15 protein-coding genes are annotated in these 17,393 nt (G+C 58.7%); 9 read left to right on the forward strand and 6 right to left on the reverse strand.

Annotation, left to right across the window (positions count from 1 at the left end; all coding sequences use genetic code 11):
- Window positions 1-5: 5 nt before the first annotated feature.
- A complete protein-coding gene (locus PKC29_07040) occupies window positions 6-1,727 on the forward strand; it encodes a PQQ-dependent sugar dehydrogenase (GenBank protein ID HML95170.1) in 1,722 nt (573 codons plus the stop codon).
- A gap of 72 nt (window positions 1,728-1,799) precedes the next feature.
- Here PKC29_07040 and thiC read toward each other — a convergent pair whose 3' ends face one another.
- Window positions 1,800-3,698, reverse strand: a complete 1,899-nt coding sequence (thiC, locus tag PKC29_07045) for a phosphomethylpyrimidine synthase ThiC (protein HML95171.1) — start codon at window positions 3,696-3,698, stop codon at window positions 1,800-1,802.
- 134 nt (window positions 3,699-3,832) lie between these two features.
- On the opposite strand from thiC, the gene tsaD reads away from it, so the two are divergent.
- Entirely contained in the window at window positions 3,833-4,888 is a 1,056-nt protein-coding gene (gene tsaD, locus PKC29_07050; GenBank protein ID HML95172.1) for a tRNA (adenosine(37)-N6)-threonylcarbamoyltransferase complex transferase subunit TsaD, read from the forward strand.
- On the opposite strand, the gene PKC29_07055 is transcribed toward tsaD, so the two are convergent.
- Complete coding sequence (locus PKC29_07055) at window positions 4,876-5,178, reverse strand: Dabb family protein (GenBank protein HML95173.1); 303 nt, start codon at window positions 5,176-5,178, stop codon at window positions 4,876-4,878. The two genes, tsaD and PKC29_07055, sit on opposite strands and share 13 nt — an antisense overlap.
- Before the next feature lie 221 nt (window positions 5,179-5,399).
- Here PKC29_07055 and PKC29_07060 point away from each other — a divergent pair, with 221 nt between their 5' ends.
- The 4 genes from PKC29_07060 to PKC29_07075 all read left to right on the forward strand — a co-directional run bounded on the left by PKC29_07060 (window position 5,400) and on the right by PKC29_07075 (window position 10,672).
- The gene (locus tag PKC29_07060) at window positions 5,400-7,478 is read left to right on the forward strand and encodes an ABC transporter ATP-binding protein (protein HML95174.1); all 2,079 of its coding nucleotides are present in this window, start codon (window positions 5,400-5,402) and stop codon (window positions 7,476-7,478) included.
- 80 nt (window positions 7,479-7,558) lie between these two features.
- Window positions 7,559-8,695 (forward strand): hypothetical protein, encoded by a 1,137-nt coding sequence (locus PKC29_07065; GenBank protein ID HML95175.1) that lies wholly within the window; start codon window positions 7,559-7,561, stop codon window positions 8,693-8,695.
- Window positions 8,696-8,856: 161 nt separating this feature from the next.
- The gene (locus PKC29_07070) at window positions 8,857-9,474 is read left to right on the forward strand and encodes a MarR family transcriptional regulator (protein HML95176.1); all 618 of its coding nucleotides are present in this window, start codon (window positions 8,857-8,859) and stop codon (window positions 9,472-9,474) included.
- A gap of 88 nt (window positions 9,475-9,562) precedes the next feature.
- Complete coding sequence (locus PKC29_07075) at window positions 9,563-10,672, forward strand: RNA polymerase sigma factor RpoD/SigA (GenBank protein HML95177.1); 1,110 nt, start codon at window positions 9,563-9,565, stop codon at window positions 10,670-10,672.
- Window positions 10,673-10,716: 44 nt separating this feature from the next.
- Here the strand turns inward: PKC29_07075 and ispH are convergent, their stop codons facing one another.
- Both ispH and PKC29_07085 read right to left on the reverse strand, forming a co-directional pair.
- Complete coding sequence (ispH, locus tag PKC29_07080; protein ID HML95178.1) at window positions 10,717-11,664, reverse strand: 4-hydroxy-3-methylbut-2-enyl diphosphate reductase; 948 nt, start codon at window positions 11,662-11,664, stop codon at window positions 10,717-10,719.
- 69 nt (window positions 11,665-11,733) lie between these two features.
- Window positions 11,734-12,564 (reverse strand): alpha/beta hydrolase, encoded by an 831-nt coding sequence (locus PKC29_07085; GenBank protein ID HML95179.1) that lies wholly within the window; start codon window positions 12,562-12,564, stop codon window positions 11,734-11,736.
- Window positions 12,565-12,760: 196 nt separating this feature from the next.
- Here PKC29_07085 and PKC29_07090 point away from each other — a divergent pair, with 196 nt between their 5' ends.
- A complete protein-coding gene (locus PKC29_07090; protein HML95180.1) occupies window positions 12,761-13,543 on the forward strand; it encodes an SDR family oxidoreductase in 783 nt (260 codons plus the stop codon).
- On the opposite strand, the gene PKC29_07095 is transcribed toward PKC29_07090, so the two are convergent.
- Window positions 13,540-14,169, reverse strand: a complete 630-nt coding sequence (locus PKC29_07095) for a hypothetical protein (GenBank protein HML95181.1) — start codon at window positions 14,167-14,169, stop codon at window positions 13,540-13,542. The two genes, PKC29_07090 and PKC29_07095, sit on opposite strands and share 4 nt — an antisense overlap.
- Window positions 14,166-14,912, reverse strand: a complete 747-nt coding sequence (locus tag PKC29_07100) for a sulfite exporter TauE/SafE family protein (protein ID HML95182.1) — start codon at window positions 14,910-14,912, stop codon at window positions 14,166-14,168. Before PKC29_07100 ends, PKC29_07095 begins: the two co-directional genes overlap by 4 nt.
- Window positions 14,913-15,055: 143 nt before the next feature.
- On the opposite strand from PKC29_07100, the gene PKC29_07105 reads away from it, so the two are divergent.
- Window positions 15,056-16,375 (forward strand): NCS2 family permease, encoded by a 1,320-nt coding sequence (locus tag PKC29_07105; protein HML95183.1) that lies wholly within the window; start codon window positions 15,056-15,058, stop codon window positions 16,373-16,375.
- Between the two features lie 97 nt (window positions 16,376-16,472).
- On the forward strand, window positions 16,473-17,393 hold the full coding sequence (locus PKC29_07110; protein ID HML95184.1) for a carbon-nitrogen hydrolase: 921 nt from the start codon (window positions 16,473-16,475) through the stop codon (window positions 17,391-17,393).

Below are 17,393 nucleotides of genomic sequence, written 5' to 3' on the forward strand. Positions count from 1 at the left end.
GTATAGTGAAATACGGGGCTTATTTCCTTCTTCTGGCTTTTTCATTTCTTGCAATCGACGTTGCGCCCACAGTCGAGCTTACGACTGTGAAAGTCGCTGGCGGATTCGTGGACCCGCTCTATCTCGCTTCTCCCGTCGGGGATACCACCCGCCTCTTCGTGGTGGAGCAGAACACCGGACGCATCAGGATCATAAAGAACGGCGCCGTTCTTCCGGCGCCGTTCCTCGACATCGGGGCCAAGGCGTCGAGCGGCGGCGAAAGGGGGCTCCTCGGCCTCGCGTTCCACCCGAACTATTCCTCGAACGGGTATTTCTACGTCAACTACACGGACAACGACGGAAACTCGGTCATAGCCCGCTACAGGGTTTCCGGCAATCCCGACGTCGCCGACGCCGCGAGCGAAACCGTCCTCATGAACGTCACGCAGCCCTTCAGTAACCACAACGGCGGGATGATGGCCTTCAGCCCGAACGACGATTACCTCTACATCGGCGTGGGCGACGGCGGCTCGGGCAACGACCCCGGGAACAGGGCCCAGGACGGAAACGAGGTCTTCGGCAAAATACTCAGGATGGACGTCGGGAACGGCACCCTCTTCAGGGACGCGCCGGAAAACCCCTTCAGCAATAATCCGTCGTTTCTGGGCAGCATATGGGCCCTCGGGTTCAGAAACCCCTGGAGGTTCAGCTTCGACAGGCTGAACGGCGACCTTTACATAGCGGACGTCGGCGAAAGTGCGCGCGAGGAGGTGAGCTGGCAGCCGGGCGACAGCCAGGGCGGGGAAAACTACGGCTGGCGCTGCATGGAGGGCAAGGCCTGTACGGGTCTCTCGGGATGCACGTGCAACTCCCCCGGGCTGACGATACCCCTTCACGACTACGCCCACTCCGGCGGCAACTGCTCCATAACGGGCGGGTACGTATACAGGGGCGCCGACATACCCGAGCTCGACGGCACGTATTTTTACGCCGATTACTGTACCGGCAGGATATGGTCCTTCAAGCGGAGCGGCGGCGGCGCTGCGCAGCTCACCGAGCGCACGGCCGAGCTGAGGCCCCAAACCGGCGAGACCATAAACAACGTAACTTCATTCGGCGAGGACGACAGGGGCGAGATATATATCGTCGACAAGGACGGCGAGATATTCAAAATAGTCGCTAGAACTGGGCCGGGGCCCACCCCGACACCCGTCCCCACGGCTCCCCCCGCTCCGCAGCCGGGGAACCCAGTGCTCGGAACCCTTAATCCCGGGACGGCGGGGATGCGGAATACCGTCACCGTAACCGGCGCGCCGCCGGGAGCCAGGGTGAGATTCGCCTATTCCCTTCTTTCGACCGGGTTCACGGTTATAAGGGGCGGCGCATGTAACGGCCAGATACTGCGCCTGAGGGGCGCGAGCATAATAGCTTCCGGAACAGCCGATTCGGGCGGGCAGGCGACGCTGAGCCCGACACTTCCGTCCACCACCAGGGGAAGGACTATATACATGCAGGCGATAATCGAGAGCGGAACCACCTGCGCCCTCACGGACAGGGCGGCGCAGTCCATTGGCCGGGCCCAGGGGACGCCGGGAAGCGGCGGCAGAGGCCCGACACGTCCGTCACGGCCGGGTGGAGGATTCGGCGGTGGTAGCGGAGGATTCGGGGGCGGCGGCAGCGGACCGGGCAGAGGCGGATTAGGAGGCGGCGGATTTGGCCCCGGCGGGGGCTTCTTCGGCGGCAGATAGAACCCGCGTCAGATAACGCGCCGGCGTAGACGTATCTAGCGTAAAGCGGATCCCGGGTTTTAGGGGAAGGTTTTACTCTCCGACCGGGACGTAAATCTTTCGGCCGGAGCTCGCGAATTCCTTCGATTTCTGCTCCATGCCGGTCTTCACTGCGTCAGACTCGGTGAGGCCCTTCGACTTGGCGTAGTCCCTCACTTCCTGCGTTATCTTCATCGAGCAGAATTTCGGCCCGCACATCGAGCAGAAGTGCGCGACCTTGGCCCCTTCGGCCGGAAGGGTTTCGTCGTGGAACTCCTTCGCCGTGTCGGGGTCGAGCGAAAGGTTGAACTGGTCGTTCCACCTGAACTCGAACCGCGCCTTGCTGAGCGCATTGTCCCTCACCTGCGCCGCAGGGTGCCCCTTCGCGAGGTCTGCGGCGTGGGCGGCTATTTTATAAGTGATGACGCCTTCCTTGACGTCGGTCCTGTTGGGAAGGCCGAGGTGCTCCTTCGGCGTCACGTAGCAGAGCATGGCCGTCCCGTACCACCCTATCATCGCCGCTCCTATCGCGGACGTGATGTGGTCGTATCCGGGCGCTATGTCCGTCGTAAGGGGCCCGAGGGTGTAGAACGGGGCCTCGCGGCACCATTCGAGCTGCTTGTCCATGTTCTCCTTGATCATGTGCATCGGGACGTGGCCGGGGCCTTCTATCATCACCTGGACGTCGTGCCTCCAGGCGACTTCCGTAAGCTCGCCTATCGTCTTGAGCTCGGCGAACTGCGCCCTGTCGTTGGCGTCGGCGATGGAGCCCGGCCTGAGGCCGTCCCCGAGAGAAAAGGCTATGTCGTAGGCCTTCATTATCTCGCATATCTCTTCGAAATTGGTGTAGAGGAAGCTCTCTTTATGATGGGCCAGACACCACTTGGCCATTATAGAGCCGCCGCGCGAGACTATGCCCGTGACCCTGTCGGCCGTCAGGTGAATATATCCGAGCAGAACGCCCGCGTGTATCGTGAAATAATCGACCCCCTGCTCGGCCTGCTCTATGAGCGTATCGCGGAATATCTCCCACGTGAGTTCCTCGGCCTTGCCGTCGACCTTTTCGAGCGCCTGGTAAATAGGCACGGTGCCGACGGGGACAGGGGAGTTTCGCATTATCCACTCCCTCGTCTCGTGTATGTTCTTTCCCGTCGAGAGGTCCATTATCGTATCGGCCCCCCACCTGCACGCCCAGACGGCCTTTTCGACCTCTTCCTCTATGCTCGACGTGACGGCGGAGTTCCCGATGTTCGCGTTTATCTTTACGAGAAAATTCCTCCCGATTATCATCGGCTCTGATTCGGGGTGGTTGATGTTGGACGGGATTATGGCCCTTCCCTGCGCGACCTCGTCCCTTACGAATTCGGGGGTGATGTGCGTCCGGGGAATCCTCGCCCCGAAGCTCTCGCCGGGGTGGTATTTAGCGAGCTCTCCGAGGCTGCCCCTGAGCTCGTCTATGCGCTGGTTCTCGCGTATGGCGATGTACTCCATCTCGGGGGTGATTATCCCCTTCCGCGCGTAGTGCATCTGCGTTACGTTCGCGCCGGGTTTGGCACGGAACGGTTTTCTCACGTTCCTGAACTTGATCGCCAGAACGCCCGACTTCCCGGCCGAGGCGCGCGCGAACCCGGAAGAAAACTCCGGAAGCTCCTCGACGTCACCGCGTCCTATAATCCAGGAGCTTCTGAGGGGTTCGAGCCCCTTGTGGACGTCTATTTCCTTCGCCGGGTCGGTGTAGGGGCCGCTCGTGTCGTATACGGTAATGGAGGAGTTCGGCTGCGGCGCACCGTTATCGCCGAACCCGGGGGCCGAGCTCCCGACCTCTATCTCGCGCATCGCGACTTCTATGGGATGGAGCCTGCCCTTGACGTATATCTTCCTGGAATTCGGAAACGGGCTCCGGGTTATCGCGTCGCGCCCCGGTATTTTTTCCCGTTTTGTATTTATTCCCATCGGATAAAGCTCCCTTTTAATTCTTTACGCACCTTACCCCGGGCAGGGGCCCTTGCGATTAGTATAAGAGTAACCACCCCAAAGCGCAATCGAGAAGGGATTGTGTAAGCCGGGCCGTCCTGTAAAATAAACCCATGCCGGAGATAATCCTCGGGATCGAAAGCTCGTGCGACGAAACGTCCGCCGCCGTCATCACGGACGGGCGCAGGGTACTGTCCAATATCGTCGCTTCTCAGGCCGACATACATAAGGAATACGGCGGCGTCGTCCCCGAGATAGCGTCGAGAAAGCACGTCGAGCTCATACTCGCCGTGATAAAGAAGGCGCTCACGGAAGCCGGCGTCGAGAAGAGCGGCATTACCGGCGTCACCGTCACGAGCGGCCCCGGCCTCATCGGGGCTCTCATGGTCGGGCTCTCGGCGGCCAAGGCGCTCGCCTACGGCCTGGGCGTGCCGCTCATAGGGGTGAATCACCTCGAAGCGCACCTCGCCGCCGTCCACATAGAGCACGACGTCGAGTTCCCGTTCGTCGGGCTCGTCGTATCGGGAGGCCACACGAGTCTTTACTTCGTTGAAGACTATACCCACTTAACGATACTCGGGAAGACGAGGGACGACGCGGCGGGCGAGGCGTTCGACAAGGCCGCGAAGCTCCTCGGCCTCGGATACCCGGGCGGCGTACAGATAGACAGGCTGGCAAAAGAAGGAAACCCCGAAGCGGTCAAATTCCCGAGGCCGTTCAAATCCTCTTCGACGTTCGATTTCAGCTTCAGCGGGCTGAAGACGTCGCTGGTCTATTACCTGAGGGAGCATCCCTCTCCCGACGACCGGGAGCTCCGCGACATTTGCGCCGGGTACCAGGAGGCGATAGCCGAAACCCTCGTCGAGAAGGCCCTCCTCGCGGCCAGGGCGCGAGGGGTGAAAAGCGCCGTCATGGCGGGCGGGGTCGCGTGCAATTCCAGGCTCCGCGCCCTTGCCTCGGAGAGGTTCGGAGAAGAAGGGATGGGCGTCTACATACCATCCCCCGTTTACTGTACCGACAACGCGGCGATGGTAGGCGTCCTCGGCTCCTATGCCTTCAGGGAAGGCAGGACGTCAGACCTCTCGCTCGGCCCGTTTTCGACCTCGCGCACCAAATACGTCAGGGGAAAGGGCGAGCTCGCGAAAGCCTCCCCCGCTCAGTCCTCGTAATCGACGACCGCCCTGTCGGTACGGATCTCCCCTACGAAATCCACTATCTTGAGGTGCTCCGGATGGTTCTGGTACGCGTCGAGCCCACGCCTGTCCTCAAACTCCGAGTAAAGGACGACGTCGAACGCAGCCGGCGAGGAGTTAAAATTAATCCCGACCTCGAGGGCCTTTATGTCCTCTACCCGGTCCTTTAAATCTTCGAGCGATTCCTTTAACTTCTTCGCATTCTCTTCCCTGGACGCCCCCGCGGCGAAATCCTTCAGTCTCCACATTACGATGTGCTTTATCACTTCGTATCCTCCTGGGCCGGTATATTTTATAACCCCGAAATATCGAATCCCCGGCCTTTTGATTTTTCCGGGGAAGCAAATAGAATAATACTAACCGGAGCACGGGATTCCGCACAACGGGGGGCGTGCGGGAGTGATTCAGGCCCGGTCACCCTGTCCTTTTTGTTATACTTTAAGTCTTTTAGCACAGAACATAAGCGAGGCGGTCGGGAGAATAAGCATTGGCTGTTACGGAAGTCGAAGAGCCCGGACGGGGCAGGAAAACTTACGACCTCAAGATTATAAAATGGCTTTACGGATTCACGGGCCCGTACAGGAAGTACATGTTCCTCGCGCTCGTCCTCATGCTCGTGACGGCGGCGCTCGAGCTCGCCGTCCCCTACATCGCCAAGGTCGCCGTCGATAAATACATATACCCTTCCTGGAGGGCTGCGTCGTTCGAGGGCGAAGCCGGTAAAAAACCCGGGGCGGAAGAGCTAAAAAACAAGCTGCTTACTCTTAACCCCTCGCTCGTCGTCAAGCTCGGCGCTGACTCCTACCTCGTCGATACATCGGGCCTCGGAAACGAGGACAGGAGCGACCTCGAAAAGCTCGGCATCGCGGGCGGCGAGAAATTCCTCGTCATAAAACCCGAAGAGCTCCCGGCCGGAGACCGCGCCGAAGTAGGCGGGATAATACGCAGATACCCCGGTGCGTTCAGGGAGGCCGGCGGGGTGTATTACATCGGCTACAGCGCGCTCAAGGGCCTCGGCCGTAGCGACCTACTCACACTCAGGAGCGGCGAGATAAAGGAAGTCGGCATACTGGCCGCCGTGCTCTTTTTGTGCCTCACCGGCATATTCGTATTCAGCTCCGCGTTCACTTATCTTCTAAACTATTCCGGCCACAGGATAATGCACACGATAAGAACGGGGGTTTTCGAGCGTACACTCCGGCTGCCGCAGGCGTTCTTCGACAAAAACCCGGTCGGCAGGCTGACGACGAGGGTCACGAGCGACGTCAACGCCATAAACGAAATGTACACGTCCGTCGCCGTCCAGTTCGTAAAGGACATACTCGTCGTCATAGGCGTATTCGCGGTCATGTTTTACATGAACGTAGAGCTCACGCTCTTCGTCGCGCTCTTCACGGTCTTCCTCTGCTTCTTCGCCGGGCTCTTCAGGATGAGGCTCAAGACAGTTTACAGGGACGTCAGGCGCTCGATCGCCAAGCTTAACGCATTCGTCCAGGAGAGCGTACGCGGCATAGTGCTCATAAAGCTCTACAACCGCGAGATGCAGAACTTCGAAAGGTTCAAGGACACGAACAGGGAAAATTTCAAGGCGAACATGGACCAGCTCTGGGTCTACGCGACGTTCAGGCCGTTCATAGAATTCACGAGCGTCTTCACCGTGGCCTTTATCATATGGTACGGCGGCCTCAAGGTGCTCGCGCTCGACCTCACGCTCGGGGCGCTCATCGCATATCTTTACTATGTAAGGATGCTGTTCAGGCCGATCATGGAGCTCGCGGAGAAGTACAACATCTTCCAGTCCGCTGCGGCGGCGTCCGAGAATCTCTACGACCTCTCTCACGAAGAGGTGGAGCCCACGGGCGGCGTCATCGAGGGGCCGGTTAAGGGCAGGCTCGAATTCAGAAACGTCTGGTTCTCGTATAACGGGGCCGACTGGGTGCTGAAGGATATCTCGTTCGCGATCGAGCCCGGCGAAACAGTTGCGCTCGTCGGCCTCACCGGCTCGGGGAAAACCACGATAGTGAACCTGATACTCCGGTTCTACGACCCCGACAGGGGGCACATATATCTTGACGGCGTGGACATAAAAGACTTCGACCCCGAATTTCTGAGGAGCAAAATAACCGCCGTATTCCAGGACCTCTTTCTCTTCGGGAAAAAGCTCTCCCGTGACGGTCAGGACGAGTTCTCGCGCTCGATAGAAATAGACGAGATAAAAAATAACGGCGGCGTGATATCCTCGGGGGAAAAACAGCTCGTCTCACTCGGGCACGCCCTTTCGAGGGACGCCGGGATACTCATCCTCGACGAGGCGACTTCGAGTATCGACGCCCGCATCGAAAGGAATATCCAGAAGGCGCTCCGGAACGGCAAACACGAGCGGACGACGCTCATAATCGCCCACAGGCTGTCTAACGTGAGACACGCCGACAGGATAACCGTCCTCCACAAGGGCGAGATATCCGAGACCGGAACACACGCCAGCCTGATTTCACACAAGGGAATCTACTACAACCTCTACGAGCTCCAGAGCGAAATGCAGCGCTTCTCGCTCCTGGCCGACTAGGGGCGGGGAGGCCGGAGATTACGTTCATAGAAACACATCTGCTTTCCGGCCGCAAAAAGAAACTCACCGCATACCTCGGCATGAGAGAGGAGCTGCCCGCGGAAGGGCTCCGCATGGCCGTCTGCCCGCTGCCCGTGACGATCATCGGCGGGCTCACGGGGACCGAGGGCGGCCCGGCGCTCGGCTTCAGCGCGGGCGACTGGGCGCTCCTGGCCTTCATGCCGAACGACGAGGGCAGGGTCAGGCTCTACAGCACCGATTATCCCGGCATAACGGAATTTTCCCTCGGCAACCTGAAGACTCCCGCCCGTGGAGACTGGGGAAGATACGCCGTCTGGGCAGCCCGGACGCTCAGGGACCGCTACGGAATCGAAACGGGGTTTACGGGCGTACTCAGCCTGCCGCGGATTTCCGTCGAGGCCGGCGGGCACGCGGCTGAGTCGATGCTTTTACTCATAGCCCTCGGCGCGGTGAACGGCATAGGGCTTTCGCCGAAGGACGCGGCCGGGCTCGCAAAGGAGATGGACGACGAATACGCAAAATCCCTCGAAAGCCCTGCATGGAGGGCTATTGCCGCCCACGGGAGGAAAGGCTCGCTCCTCTACGCCGATACGGCGACCGGAAACGCAGTACACTATCCCGGGCCCGAAAGAGAAGATGCGTTTCGTATAATGACCGTCTACTCCGGAATGCCCGCAGGCGCGCTCACGGACGTGCTCAGGGCACGCACGGGGGAATGCAGGAATGCGGCGGGATTCCTCGGCATAATGGGAGGGCTCAGATCCGCGCCGACGCTGTCTCACGTTCCGGAGAAGGTGTTCGCCGAAAAATCCGGAAAGCTGCCCGAGGAGCTCAGGCGAAGGGCCTCGCATTTCTACGCCGAATCGTCACGCGCCGTATCCGGCGCGGCCGCGTGGAAGGCGGGCGACCTCGTAAAGCTCGGGAGGCTCATGAACGAATCTACGGAGAGCACGCTTAATAATTACGAGGCGGGCGACCCGGCCGTCAGGTCACTCGTCGAGATCATGGGCGGCACGGACGGAGTGTACGGATGCGCGTACGACGGCGGCGTCTCGCTTACGGGCCTCGTCCATAAAGACTTCCCCGAAGAGGCCGGAGAAGGGATCCTCAAAGTCTTCGCCGACAGGCATCCCGAGCCCGGAGATAAAGCCGCGGTCTATTTTTCCGGCACCGGCGACGGCCTCAGGATAGTATAGGAAATCCACCACTCGCCCCGATTAATGTATCCGCATCGATTGGGAAATAAGCCTGTATTACGGGGCAGAACTGTTCTTTGCATATAGAGCCGTCGTGAATTTTAAAAAAGTTTAGGTATCCTAATTCCCGGAAGATACCTTAAACAAAGCGGTAGAGGCTGATGTCGATATTCGACCCTGTATACAGGCAGAAGAACATTGGGGGCCAGATAGCCCGGACATTATTTCACATCGGTCAGGCTGTAAAAGGAATGTTCTGGGACAAGAGCAGGCTCGAGCACCTCACCCCGGCGCAGGTCAAGTCGCTCCTCTTTATCAACTACACCAGACGCGACGCTATAACCATAGGCAACATGGCGAAATATCTAAGCTGTACCCCGGCCACGGCGAGCGGCGTTATAGATTCCCTCGAAAAGAAGGGCCTCATAATGCGAAGCCGCGACCCCGAGGACAGGCGGAGGGTGCACCTCTCGCTAACCCCCGACGGGGAGAGGGTCGCGGGCGAAGTCGAAAATATAGGCAACGAAATCGAAGAAATCATATCCTCCTTCACCCCCGGGGAGCAGAAGATTCTCGAAAGGCTCCTCGTCACCATCGCCGAGAAGCTGATGGAAAAGGGCCTGATACTATCTTCCGACATATGCACGGACTGCTGCTTCTTCAAGAAAGACACGAACCGCGGCAACTCCAAGCCCCATTACTGCGAAAACCTTCACATAATGCTCAGCGAAGAGGACACCTGCAAAGAGTGTCCCCACTATAAAAAAACCTTCAATTAATAATCAAAAAATTTTTTGCTACTAATATTTAGGATTCCTAAATATTAGGTATACTAATGAACATCAACCGAGTATTTCAGGGCGTGCCATGAAGCTGAGACAATATTCTTACCTTGAAGAAGAGGAGAGGGGCGGAGACCACTCGCTCGACGAGGAAGAGTCTTCCGTCGACTTCGATCCGGATTTGGATGACGAAGAGCTTTCCGAGGAAGAGGACAGAGAAGAAGATTCCGGGCGCGGAAGCACGGCGGCGGACAGGAACTACAGGCTCCTTTTCGCCTATTTCTCCGACCTTAACAAGGAGACGCTCCTCACCAGGCGCGGCGAAGCCGTCCTCGCGGCGAAGATTAAGGCCGCCGAGGCCGGCGCTGAAAAGATATACAGGCTCCTCAGCCCCGGCAGGCGCGGGAAGCGCGGCGAAACGAGGAGCCCGGAAACCCTGGAGGCGCTGTACTCCTCTTACAAATCCATGTCGAGGCGCGTTCAGGACAAGTTCATAAAGTCTAACCTCCGGCTCGTAATAGAGCTCGCCAACAGGTTTACGGGAAGGGGCCTCCCCCTGACCGACCTCATACAGGAAGGCAATATCGGCCTCATGAAGGCCGTCAAGAAATTCGACCATACGAAGGGATTCAAGTTCTCGACCTACGCATCGTGGTGGATAAACCAGTCCCTGTCGCGGGCGGTTATGGAGCAGACCCACATCATCCCCATACCCGTCTACCTCCAGGAGCTCTCGGCCAAGGTGTTTAAGGCCAAGACCCGCCTCGAGCGGGGAGGCGTCGAGCGCCCGCACCCCGAGCAGATAGCCGAGGCGACGGGGCTGCCGACGGACGCCGTGAGCGCGATACTCAGGGGAAACGACCTCGTCATACCGCTCGAATTCGCCCCCGGCGACGAGGACTCGAAGACCTATCTCGACATCACTCCCGATCCCGACGCCAGGATGCCGGAATACTTCATCACGACGAGGTCCATCACGGAAGAGGTCAGAAGCTCGCTCGGGCTCCTGTCCGAGCGCGAAAGGGACATCATAAAAATGAGGTTCGGAATAGGCTACAACGAAGACCACAAGCTCGACCAGATAGCGGGCAAGTACGGCCTCAGCCGCGAGCGCGTAAGGCAGATAGAGAAAGAAGCGCTTACGAAGCTAGCGGACTCCGAGCACGGACGCGTTCTGAAAGGCCTCCTTAACTAATCGGATTTATTTCGCGGGGACAAACCGGAAACGGCGGCTCACCGTCAGTTATTCGACGCGTTCCTGAACTGTATGGTATCGGGAAATGGGAATCTCGTATGCTCTTCCTTGCCGTCGAGCTCTTCCACGTCCCGCGCGCCGAATTCGCGAAGCCGCGCTATGACTTCGAGGACGACCGTCTCCGGGGTCGAAGCGCCCGAGCTCAGCCCGACGACCATACCTTCCCTGAACATGCTTCTGTCCAGGTTGTCGGCGCCTTCGATTAGATAGGCGTCCTTTATACCGCTTGCCTTGGCGACCTCGACGAGCCGGTTCGAGTTCGAGCTCTCGGGAGAGCCCATGATGAATATAATGTCCGCCTGTTTGGCGAGCGCCTTCACAGCGTCCTGCCTGTTCTGGGTAGCGTAGCATATATCCAGCTTCGATGGGCTGACTATACGCGGGAACCTCCGCTTCAGGGCTTCGAGTATCTCCCTCGTATCGTCCACGCTGAGCGTCGTCTGCGTGACGTAGGCGACCTTGTCCGGGTCATCGATCTCGAGGCCCTCGGCCTCTTCGACGGACTCGACGACCACGACCTGGGCCGGGGCCTCGCCGCTCGTGCCTATGACCTCGACGTGGTTCCTGTGCCCTATCATGACTATCGTATAGCCGAGCTCGGCGTAGTTCCTGACTTCGTTATGCACCTTCGTGACGAGCGGGCATACGGCGTCCACGACCTCGAGCCCGCCGTCGAGGGCCTCGTTCCACACGGCGGGGCTGACCCCGTGCGCGCTGAATATGACCTTCGCGCCCTCGTCGCTTATCTCGCTCAGCTCCTCGACGAACTTGACCCCTTTTTGCTTCAGGGTCTCGACGACGCGCTTGTTGTGCACTATGGCGTGGCGGACGTATATCGGCGGGCCGTAGGTTTCGAGCGCACGCTCCACCATCTCTATGGCGCGGTCCACCCCGGCGCAGAACCCCCTCGGCTTGGCTACGATAACACGCATACAAACTCTCCTTCCATAATAATACACGCTTCGGCGTGCGGTTCATAACCCCCGCAGCCGCCGAAGCCGTCACGAGCTCAGATAGCCATCGACGAACGCGTAGAATTCCTCGCGGTTATCGAGCATGATCCAGTGGGAAGGCATGCTGAATTCCCTGAGATCGAGCCCGTTCGCCGTGATGTATCCCTTGGTCGAATTCATGACGGGCCTCGCCCCTGCGCAGTAGACCCTCCTGACCTTAAGGTCCCGGTAGGCTTCCGAGATCTCGTTGTTCCCGTCCTTGTCCTCGCCGGCAGCCCTGTCCACAAGCTCGGCGGCCGTCTTGGCGAAAGCCGCGGGATCGCACTCGATGACGGAATCGTAGTACCTTATCGTCGAGGCGCTTTCGAAATCCTCCAAGGCGCGCTTCTTGAATCCCCCTTCGCGGAGCCAGTACCCGAACTTCGCCATATCGTAACCGCAATCCTTGAGCGCGTTCACGGCGTTCGAGGACTCGAGGAGCGTTTCCCGGGCTATGCACCCCTCGGCGTTGACGAGCTTTTTGATTATCCCGGTGCTGTCGTCCCTGCACATGTACGTTCCCAGAACGCCGCCGTACGAATGTCCGACCACGAAGACCTCGTCGAGCCCGAAATGCCCGATAAGCGCGAACATGATTTCCACCTGGTGCGGGAGGGAATAATTCGCATCCTTATCGGTCTCCACTTTCCGGCTTCTCCCGAAGCCGAGGAGGTCGGGGACGATAAGCGAGCGGTTCCTGAGCAAACCGAACGCGTCGAAGAAACATCTCCCGGATTCGCCGAGGCCGTGTATGAAAAGCACGGGCGGCCCTCCCCCGTCTTTTATCCTGTGCCTGACGAATATATCGAACCCCAGCAGGTTTATAGATTCAGCTTTCACGACGTCACCTCCCTGTTCAGTCACGGTAGCGTGTATAGTCGGGTTAAACGGATGATTTGCCCTTCCGTTCCCCACGCTGTTATATTATGAATTGAGTCAACGGAATTCCCAGTCTTTCATTCAAAAATCCGGCATACGGGGTATGCGTTTAAAAGCTCATGCGCTGGCAAGGCAAATAGATGAAGAGGTGACCGAAATGAGACTCAAGGATAAAGTAGCCATTATAACGGGCGGATCGTCCGGCATCGGGAAAGCGATAACACTCGGATACCTCCGCGAAGGCGCGAAGGTCGTTATCTCCGCATTGAGAGAGCCCCAGTGTGTGGAAACCGTAAAGGAAGCCGAGGCTTTCGGCGGCGAGGCGGCGTATTTTGTGATGGACGTCTCGGACCTCGGAAAGCACAAGGAGCTTATAGACTTCACCGTAGACAAATTCGGCAAGGCCGACATACTCGTCAACGACGCCGGATACGCACGGCGCGAGGGAATCTTCGACGTCACTCCGGAAGACTGGGACAAGATGATGGACATAAATTTAAAGAGCGTCTTCTTTCTGTCGCAGGCCTTTGCGAAACAGGTAATCAGCCAGGGGGCTTCGGGAAGGATAATAAACATAGGCTCGGTCGCGGGGGCGATGGACATGCACCCGATATCGATAGCCTATCACGCCGCCAAGAGCGCCGTCATGCAGCTTACGAGGGTCATGGCGGTGGACCTCGCGCTGAACAATATCACAGTGAACTGCATCGGGCCCGGCTCGACGATAACGCCGCTGTCCACATCCGCCAATCCCGAGTACGACGAATACATGACGAGCGGCATACCCGAGGGGAGACGCGGTCAGCCCGAGGACATGGTGCCCCCGGCCGTGATGTTCGCTACGGACGAGGCCGCGTACATTACGGGGCAGACTATATTCGTCGAGGGGGGTGCAATGTCGATTTATCTCGGAAAGTCCGAGCCCGGTTTCAAGACCTAGGGGATCGGGTCCGGGCGGAGGAGGAAGTCGGCTTTCTCCCTGTGCTCGGCGGCGTAGTCGAGGTAGCCGTCGAAAAACGCCTTTTTCTTTACGAGCCAGTCCTCGCGGGTCATGTGGCGCACCGACTCGTCCCTCGGCTCGGCCCTCCCGAGGGCGACGTCAGGCGGGACGTCCACGAACACCCTGAAGTCAACGTACCGGCCGAGCTCGCCGTCGAAGGAGAAGAGCCCTTCGAGTATGAAATACCTGCACCCGGACGGGTCCAGGGTGAGGCTCCCTTCGAGAAGGCCGTTTTCGTTCCTGTAGAGCCCCGTGAGCTCGACGGCTTTCCCGCTTTTAACGGACCTGAGGGCGTCCCTCACCTTATCTATGTCGTACCAGCGGCGGAGATCGACGTCCCCCGCCCTCGCCCTCTCCTCCCATTCGTGGCGGCAGATACAGACGAAGAGGTCCATCGCGAGAAGAAGCGAGTGCGGTGACAGAGCCTCCCTCAGCTTCTCTCCGAAGTAGCTCTTGCCGCTTCCGATAGAGCCGTCGACGGCGATTACGGCGGGAAAATCACCCGCCCGCTCGACAATCCTGTTCGCAATGTCCTTGAGGTCGATACGGCAATTATAATGCGTCAAAACACCCCGAGCAACTTGAGCGCAATGATGAATATAGCGACCACCATTATGCGCCTGATGACCTTTTCACCGCCCTTGACCGAATATCTCGCCGCCCACCATCCGCCGAGCCCGTTCCCGGCCGCGAGCGTAAGGCCGAGGACCCAGTTAACGTTGCCCGTCCAGATGAATATTATGAGCGCCGGTATGGTGAACACCATCGTAAGGAACATCTTGTGCATGTTCACGTAGACGAGGTTCATCCTCATGAGATGATAGAGCGCGGCCATAATGAGAAACCCGACGCCGACCTGTATGAACCCGCCGTAAAACCCGACGGCAAGCATGGCCGGGTAAACGAGCCACGTGTTCCTCTCGACGAGGGCATCTGCGCTCAGTTTCTTCTGGGGTATGAGCATCGTGATTATGATTCCTATCATGACGACGCCCAGTATGCGGTCGAACCAATCGTTACTGATATTGACGGCGACGAGCGCGCCGACGACGGCCCCCGGTATCGTGAAAGCCGCCAGCTTAAGGCTCTTCTCAAGTGCCGAGACCTTTTCGTTCCGGAAGGAGAGCGTGGCTAGTATGCTCTGGACGAGTATGCCGACGCGGTTCGTGCCGTTCGCGGCGGCGCTGTCGAGGCCGATGAATATGAGAGCGGGAAGCGTCAGGCTGGAGCCTCCCCCCGCCATGACGTTTATAACTCCCGACAGGACGCCTACTCCGAAGAGAATCAGAATTTCCAGGTACTCAGGCATAAATACCGCGCATTCGAACTGCCCGGGCATGGGCGGGAACATACGAAATCGATTTAGTATAAACGTCATTTATCGATTGACAAAACGCCGCCCCGGGGGAGATAATGTCAGCGGATATTTCACTCGGTACGAAACCCGCCAAGATGATAGAAAGACTATTCGGACTGAAAGAGAACGGGACGACCCCCGGACGAGAGATTACGGCAGGGCTGACGACGTTCATGACCATGTCGTACATCATCTTCGTCCAGCCCGCCGTGCTGGGCGCGGCCGGGATGGACCCGGGCGCGGTAATGGTGGCGACGTGCCTCGCAAGCGCCGCCGGGACCCTGCTGATGGCGTTCCTGGCGAACTACCCTATAGCCATGGCCCCCGCGATGGGGCACAACTTCTACTTCACGTACATAGTCGTCCTTACCCTCGGCTATTCGTGGCAGGAGGCGCTCGGGGCCGTGTTCGTCGCCGGTCTTATATTCATACTGCTTTCGACCGTCGGGCTCCGGGAGACGCTGATGAACGTCCTCCCCGGGTGCCTCAAGAACGGCATTCCCGTCGGCATCGGCCTTTTGATAACGCTCGTCGGCCTCGAATGGTCGGGCATAGTCGCCGCGCACCCGGTGACTTACGTCACGCTCGGGAAGCTGAAATCGACGCCGACCCTCGTGTCGATACTGGGCCTCGTCGTAATGGCCTCACTCCTCGCGCTCAAAGTAAGGGGCGCCGTCCTCATCGGCATACTCGCGACGGCCGCGGCGGGACTCGCATTCGGAGTAATTGAATTCGGCGGCGTCGCGGCCGCGCCCCCGTCCCTCGACCCGACCCTGTTCAAGCTCGCCATACCCAACGTCTTTAAGGACCCGCATCTGATAACCGTCATATTCGTGTTTCTTTTCCTCGATATGTTCGACACCATCGGGACGCTCATAGGTGTAAGCCAGCAGGGAGGGCTCATGAAGGACGGGAAGCTCCCGAGGGCAAGGCAGGCTCTCCTGTCGGATGCGATTGCGACGTCGAGCGGCGCGCTCCTGGGGACGTCTACAGTGACGAGCTACGTGGAGAGCGCGGCAGGCATATCCGCCGGCGGGCGGACGGGGCTTACGGGCATAGTCGTAGCGGCGCTCTTCGTACTGTCCATATTCCTGAGCCCTCTCGTTCACACGATAGGCGCGGGAATAGACGTGGACGGCGTCACCCTTTACCCGGTCATAGCGCCCGCGCTCATAATCGTCGGCAGCATGATGTTCAGAAACGTCATTCACGTCGAGTGGGAAGACTACACCGAATCGATCCCTGCATTCCTCACACTCATAATGATGCCGCTTACCTTCAGCATCACCGAGGGCATCTCGTTCGGCGTCATCTCGTACGTGCTCTTAAAGCTCCTGAGCGGCAAGGGAAAGAAGGTGCACTGGCTCGTATACCTCTTCGCCGTCCTCTTCGTCGCCCGGTATATATGGCTTTAAGTAGCGGCAGAGCCGCCCGCCCGTCCGCGTCCGAAAATATTGTTCAGAACATATTAAGACGAGTTGTATAATCCCCGCGTTTCCATACAATTACAGTGTGAAGAAAGTTAAGATAGGACTCATCCAGACGAAGGTCTCTGACGACGTCCGGAAGAATGTCGAGAAGACCGCCGGGATGATAGAAGAGGCGGCCAAGGCGGGGGCGGAGATAATAGCCCTACAGGAGCTCTTTCAGACTCCGTATTTCCCGCAGCGGGAGAACCTGAAAAAGGACGACTACGCCGAGGAAGCAGGCGGCTACGCGGTCTCCAAGATGAAAAAGGCCGCTGCGGAGCTGGGCGTAACTATCGTTGTTCCGTTTTACGAAAAGAAGGACGGGAAGTACTTCAACACGGCGGCAGTGATAGGCAAGAACGGCAGGCTCGCCGGACGGTACCACAAGATTCACATTCCCCACGACCCCGGCTTTTACGAGAAGGAATACTTCGAAGAGGGACAGGGTGGTTACTCCGTATTCAAGTCTGGCAACGTGAAGTTCGCGGTGCTGATTTGCTACGACCAGTGGTTCCCCGAGGCCGCCCGCATGGCGAGGCTCGCCGGGGCCGAGATAATCTTCTACCCGACCGCCATAGGGAGGATCGTCGGGTACGACGAGGAAGGCGACTGGCACGACGCGTGGGAGACTGTGCAGAGGGGGCACGCCATAGCCAACAGCGTCTACGTCGCCGCCATTAACCGCGTCGGTCAGGAAGGCAGGATGAGGTTCTGGGGCAGGTCCTTCATATCGGACCCGTTCGGGAAGGTCATAAAGCGCGGCTCCGGCACGAAAGAGGAAATAATCACGGCAGAGCTCGACCTCGAAAGGAACGACTTCTACGCCGAAGGCTGGGGATTCCTCAGGAACCGAAGGCCCGATACCTACAAGGGCCTTACGACGGGAAAGCTCGTCAAGAAATCGAAGAAGCTCGAAAACGTCGCGCACTATGAAGACATGAAAAAGGCGCTCAGGCAGAAGTAA

It is taken from the genome of Thermodesulfobacteriota bacterium (assembly GCA_035325995.1).
In the GTDB taxonomy this organism is placed as follows: Bacteria; Desulfobacterota_D; UBA1144; order Nemesobacterales; family UBA2774; genus JADLGH01.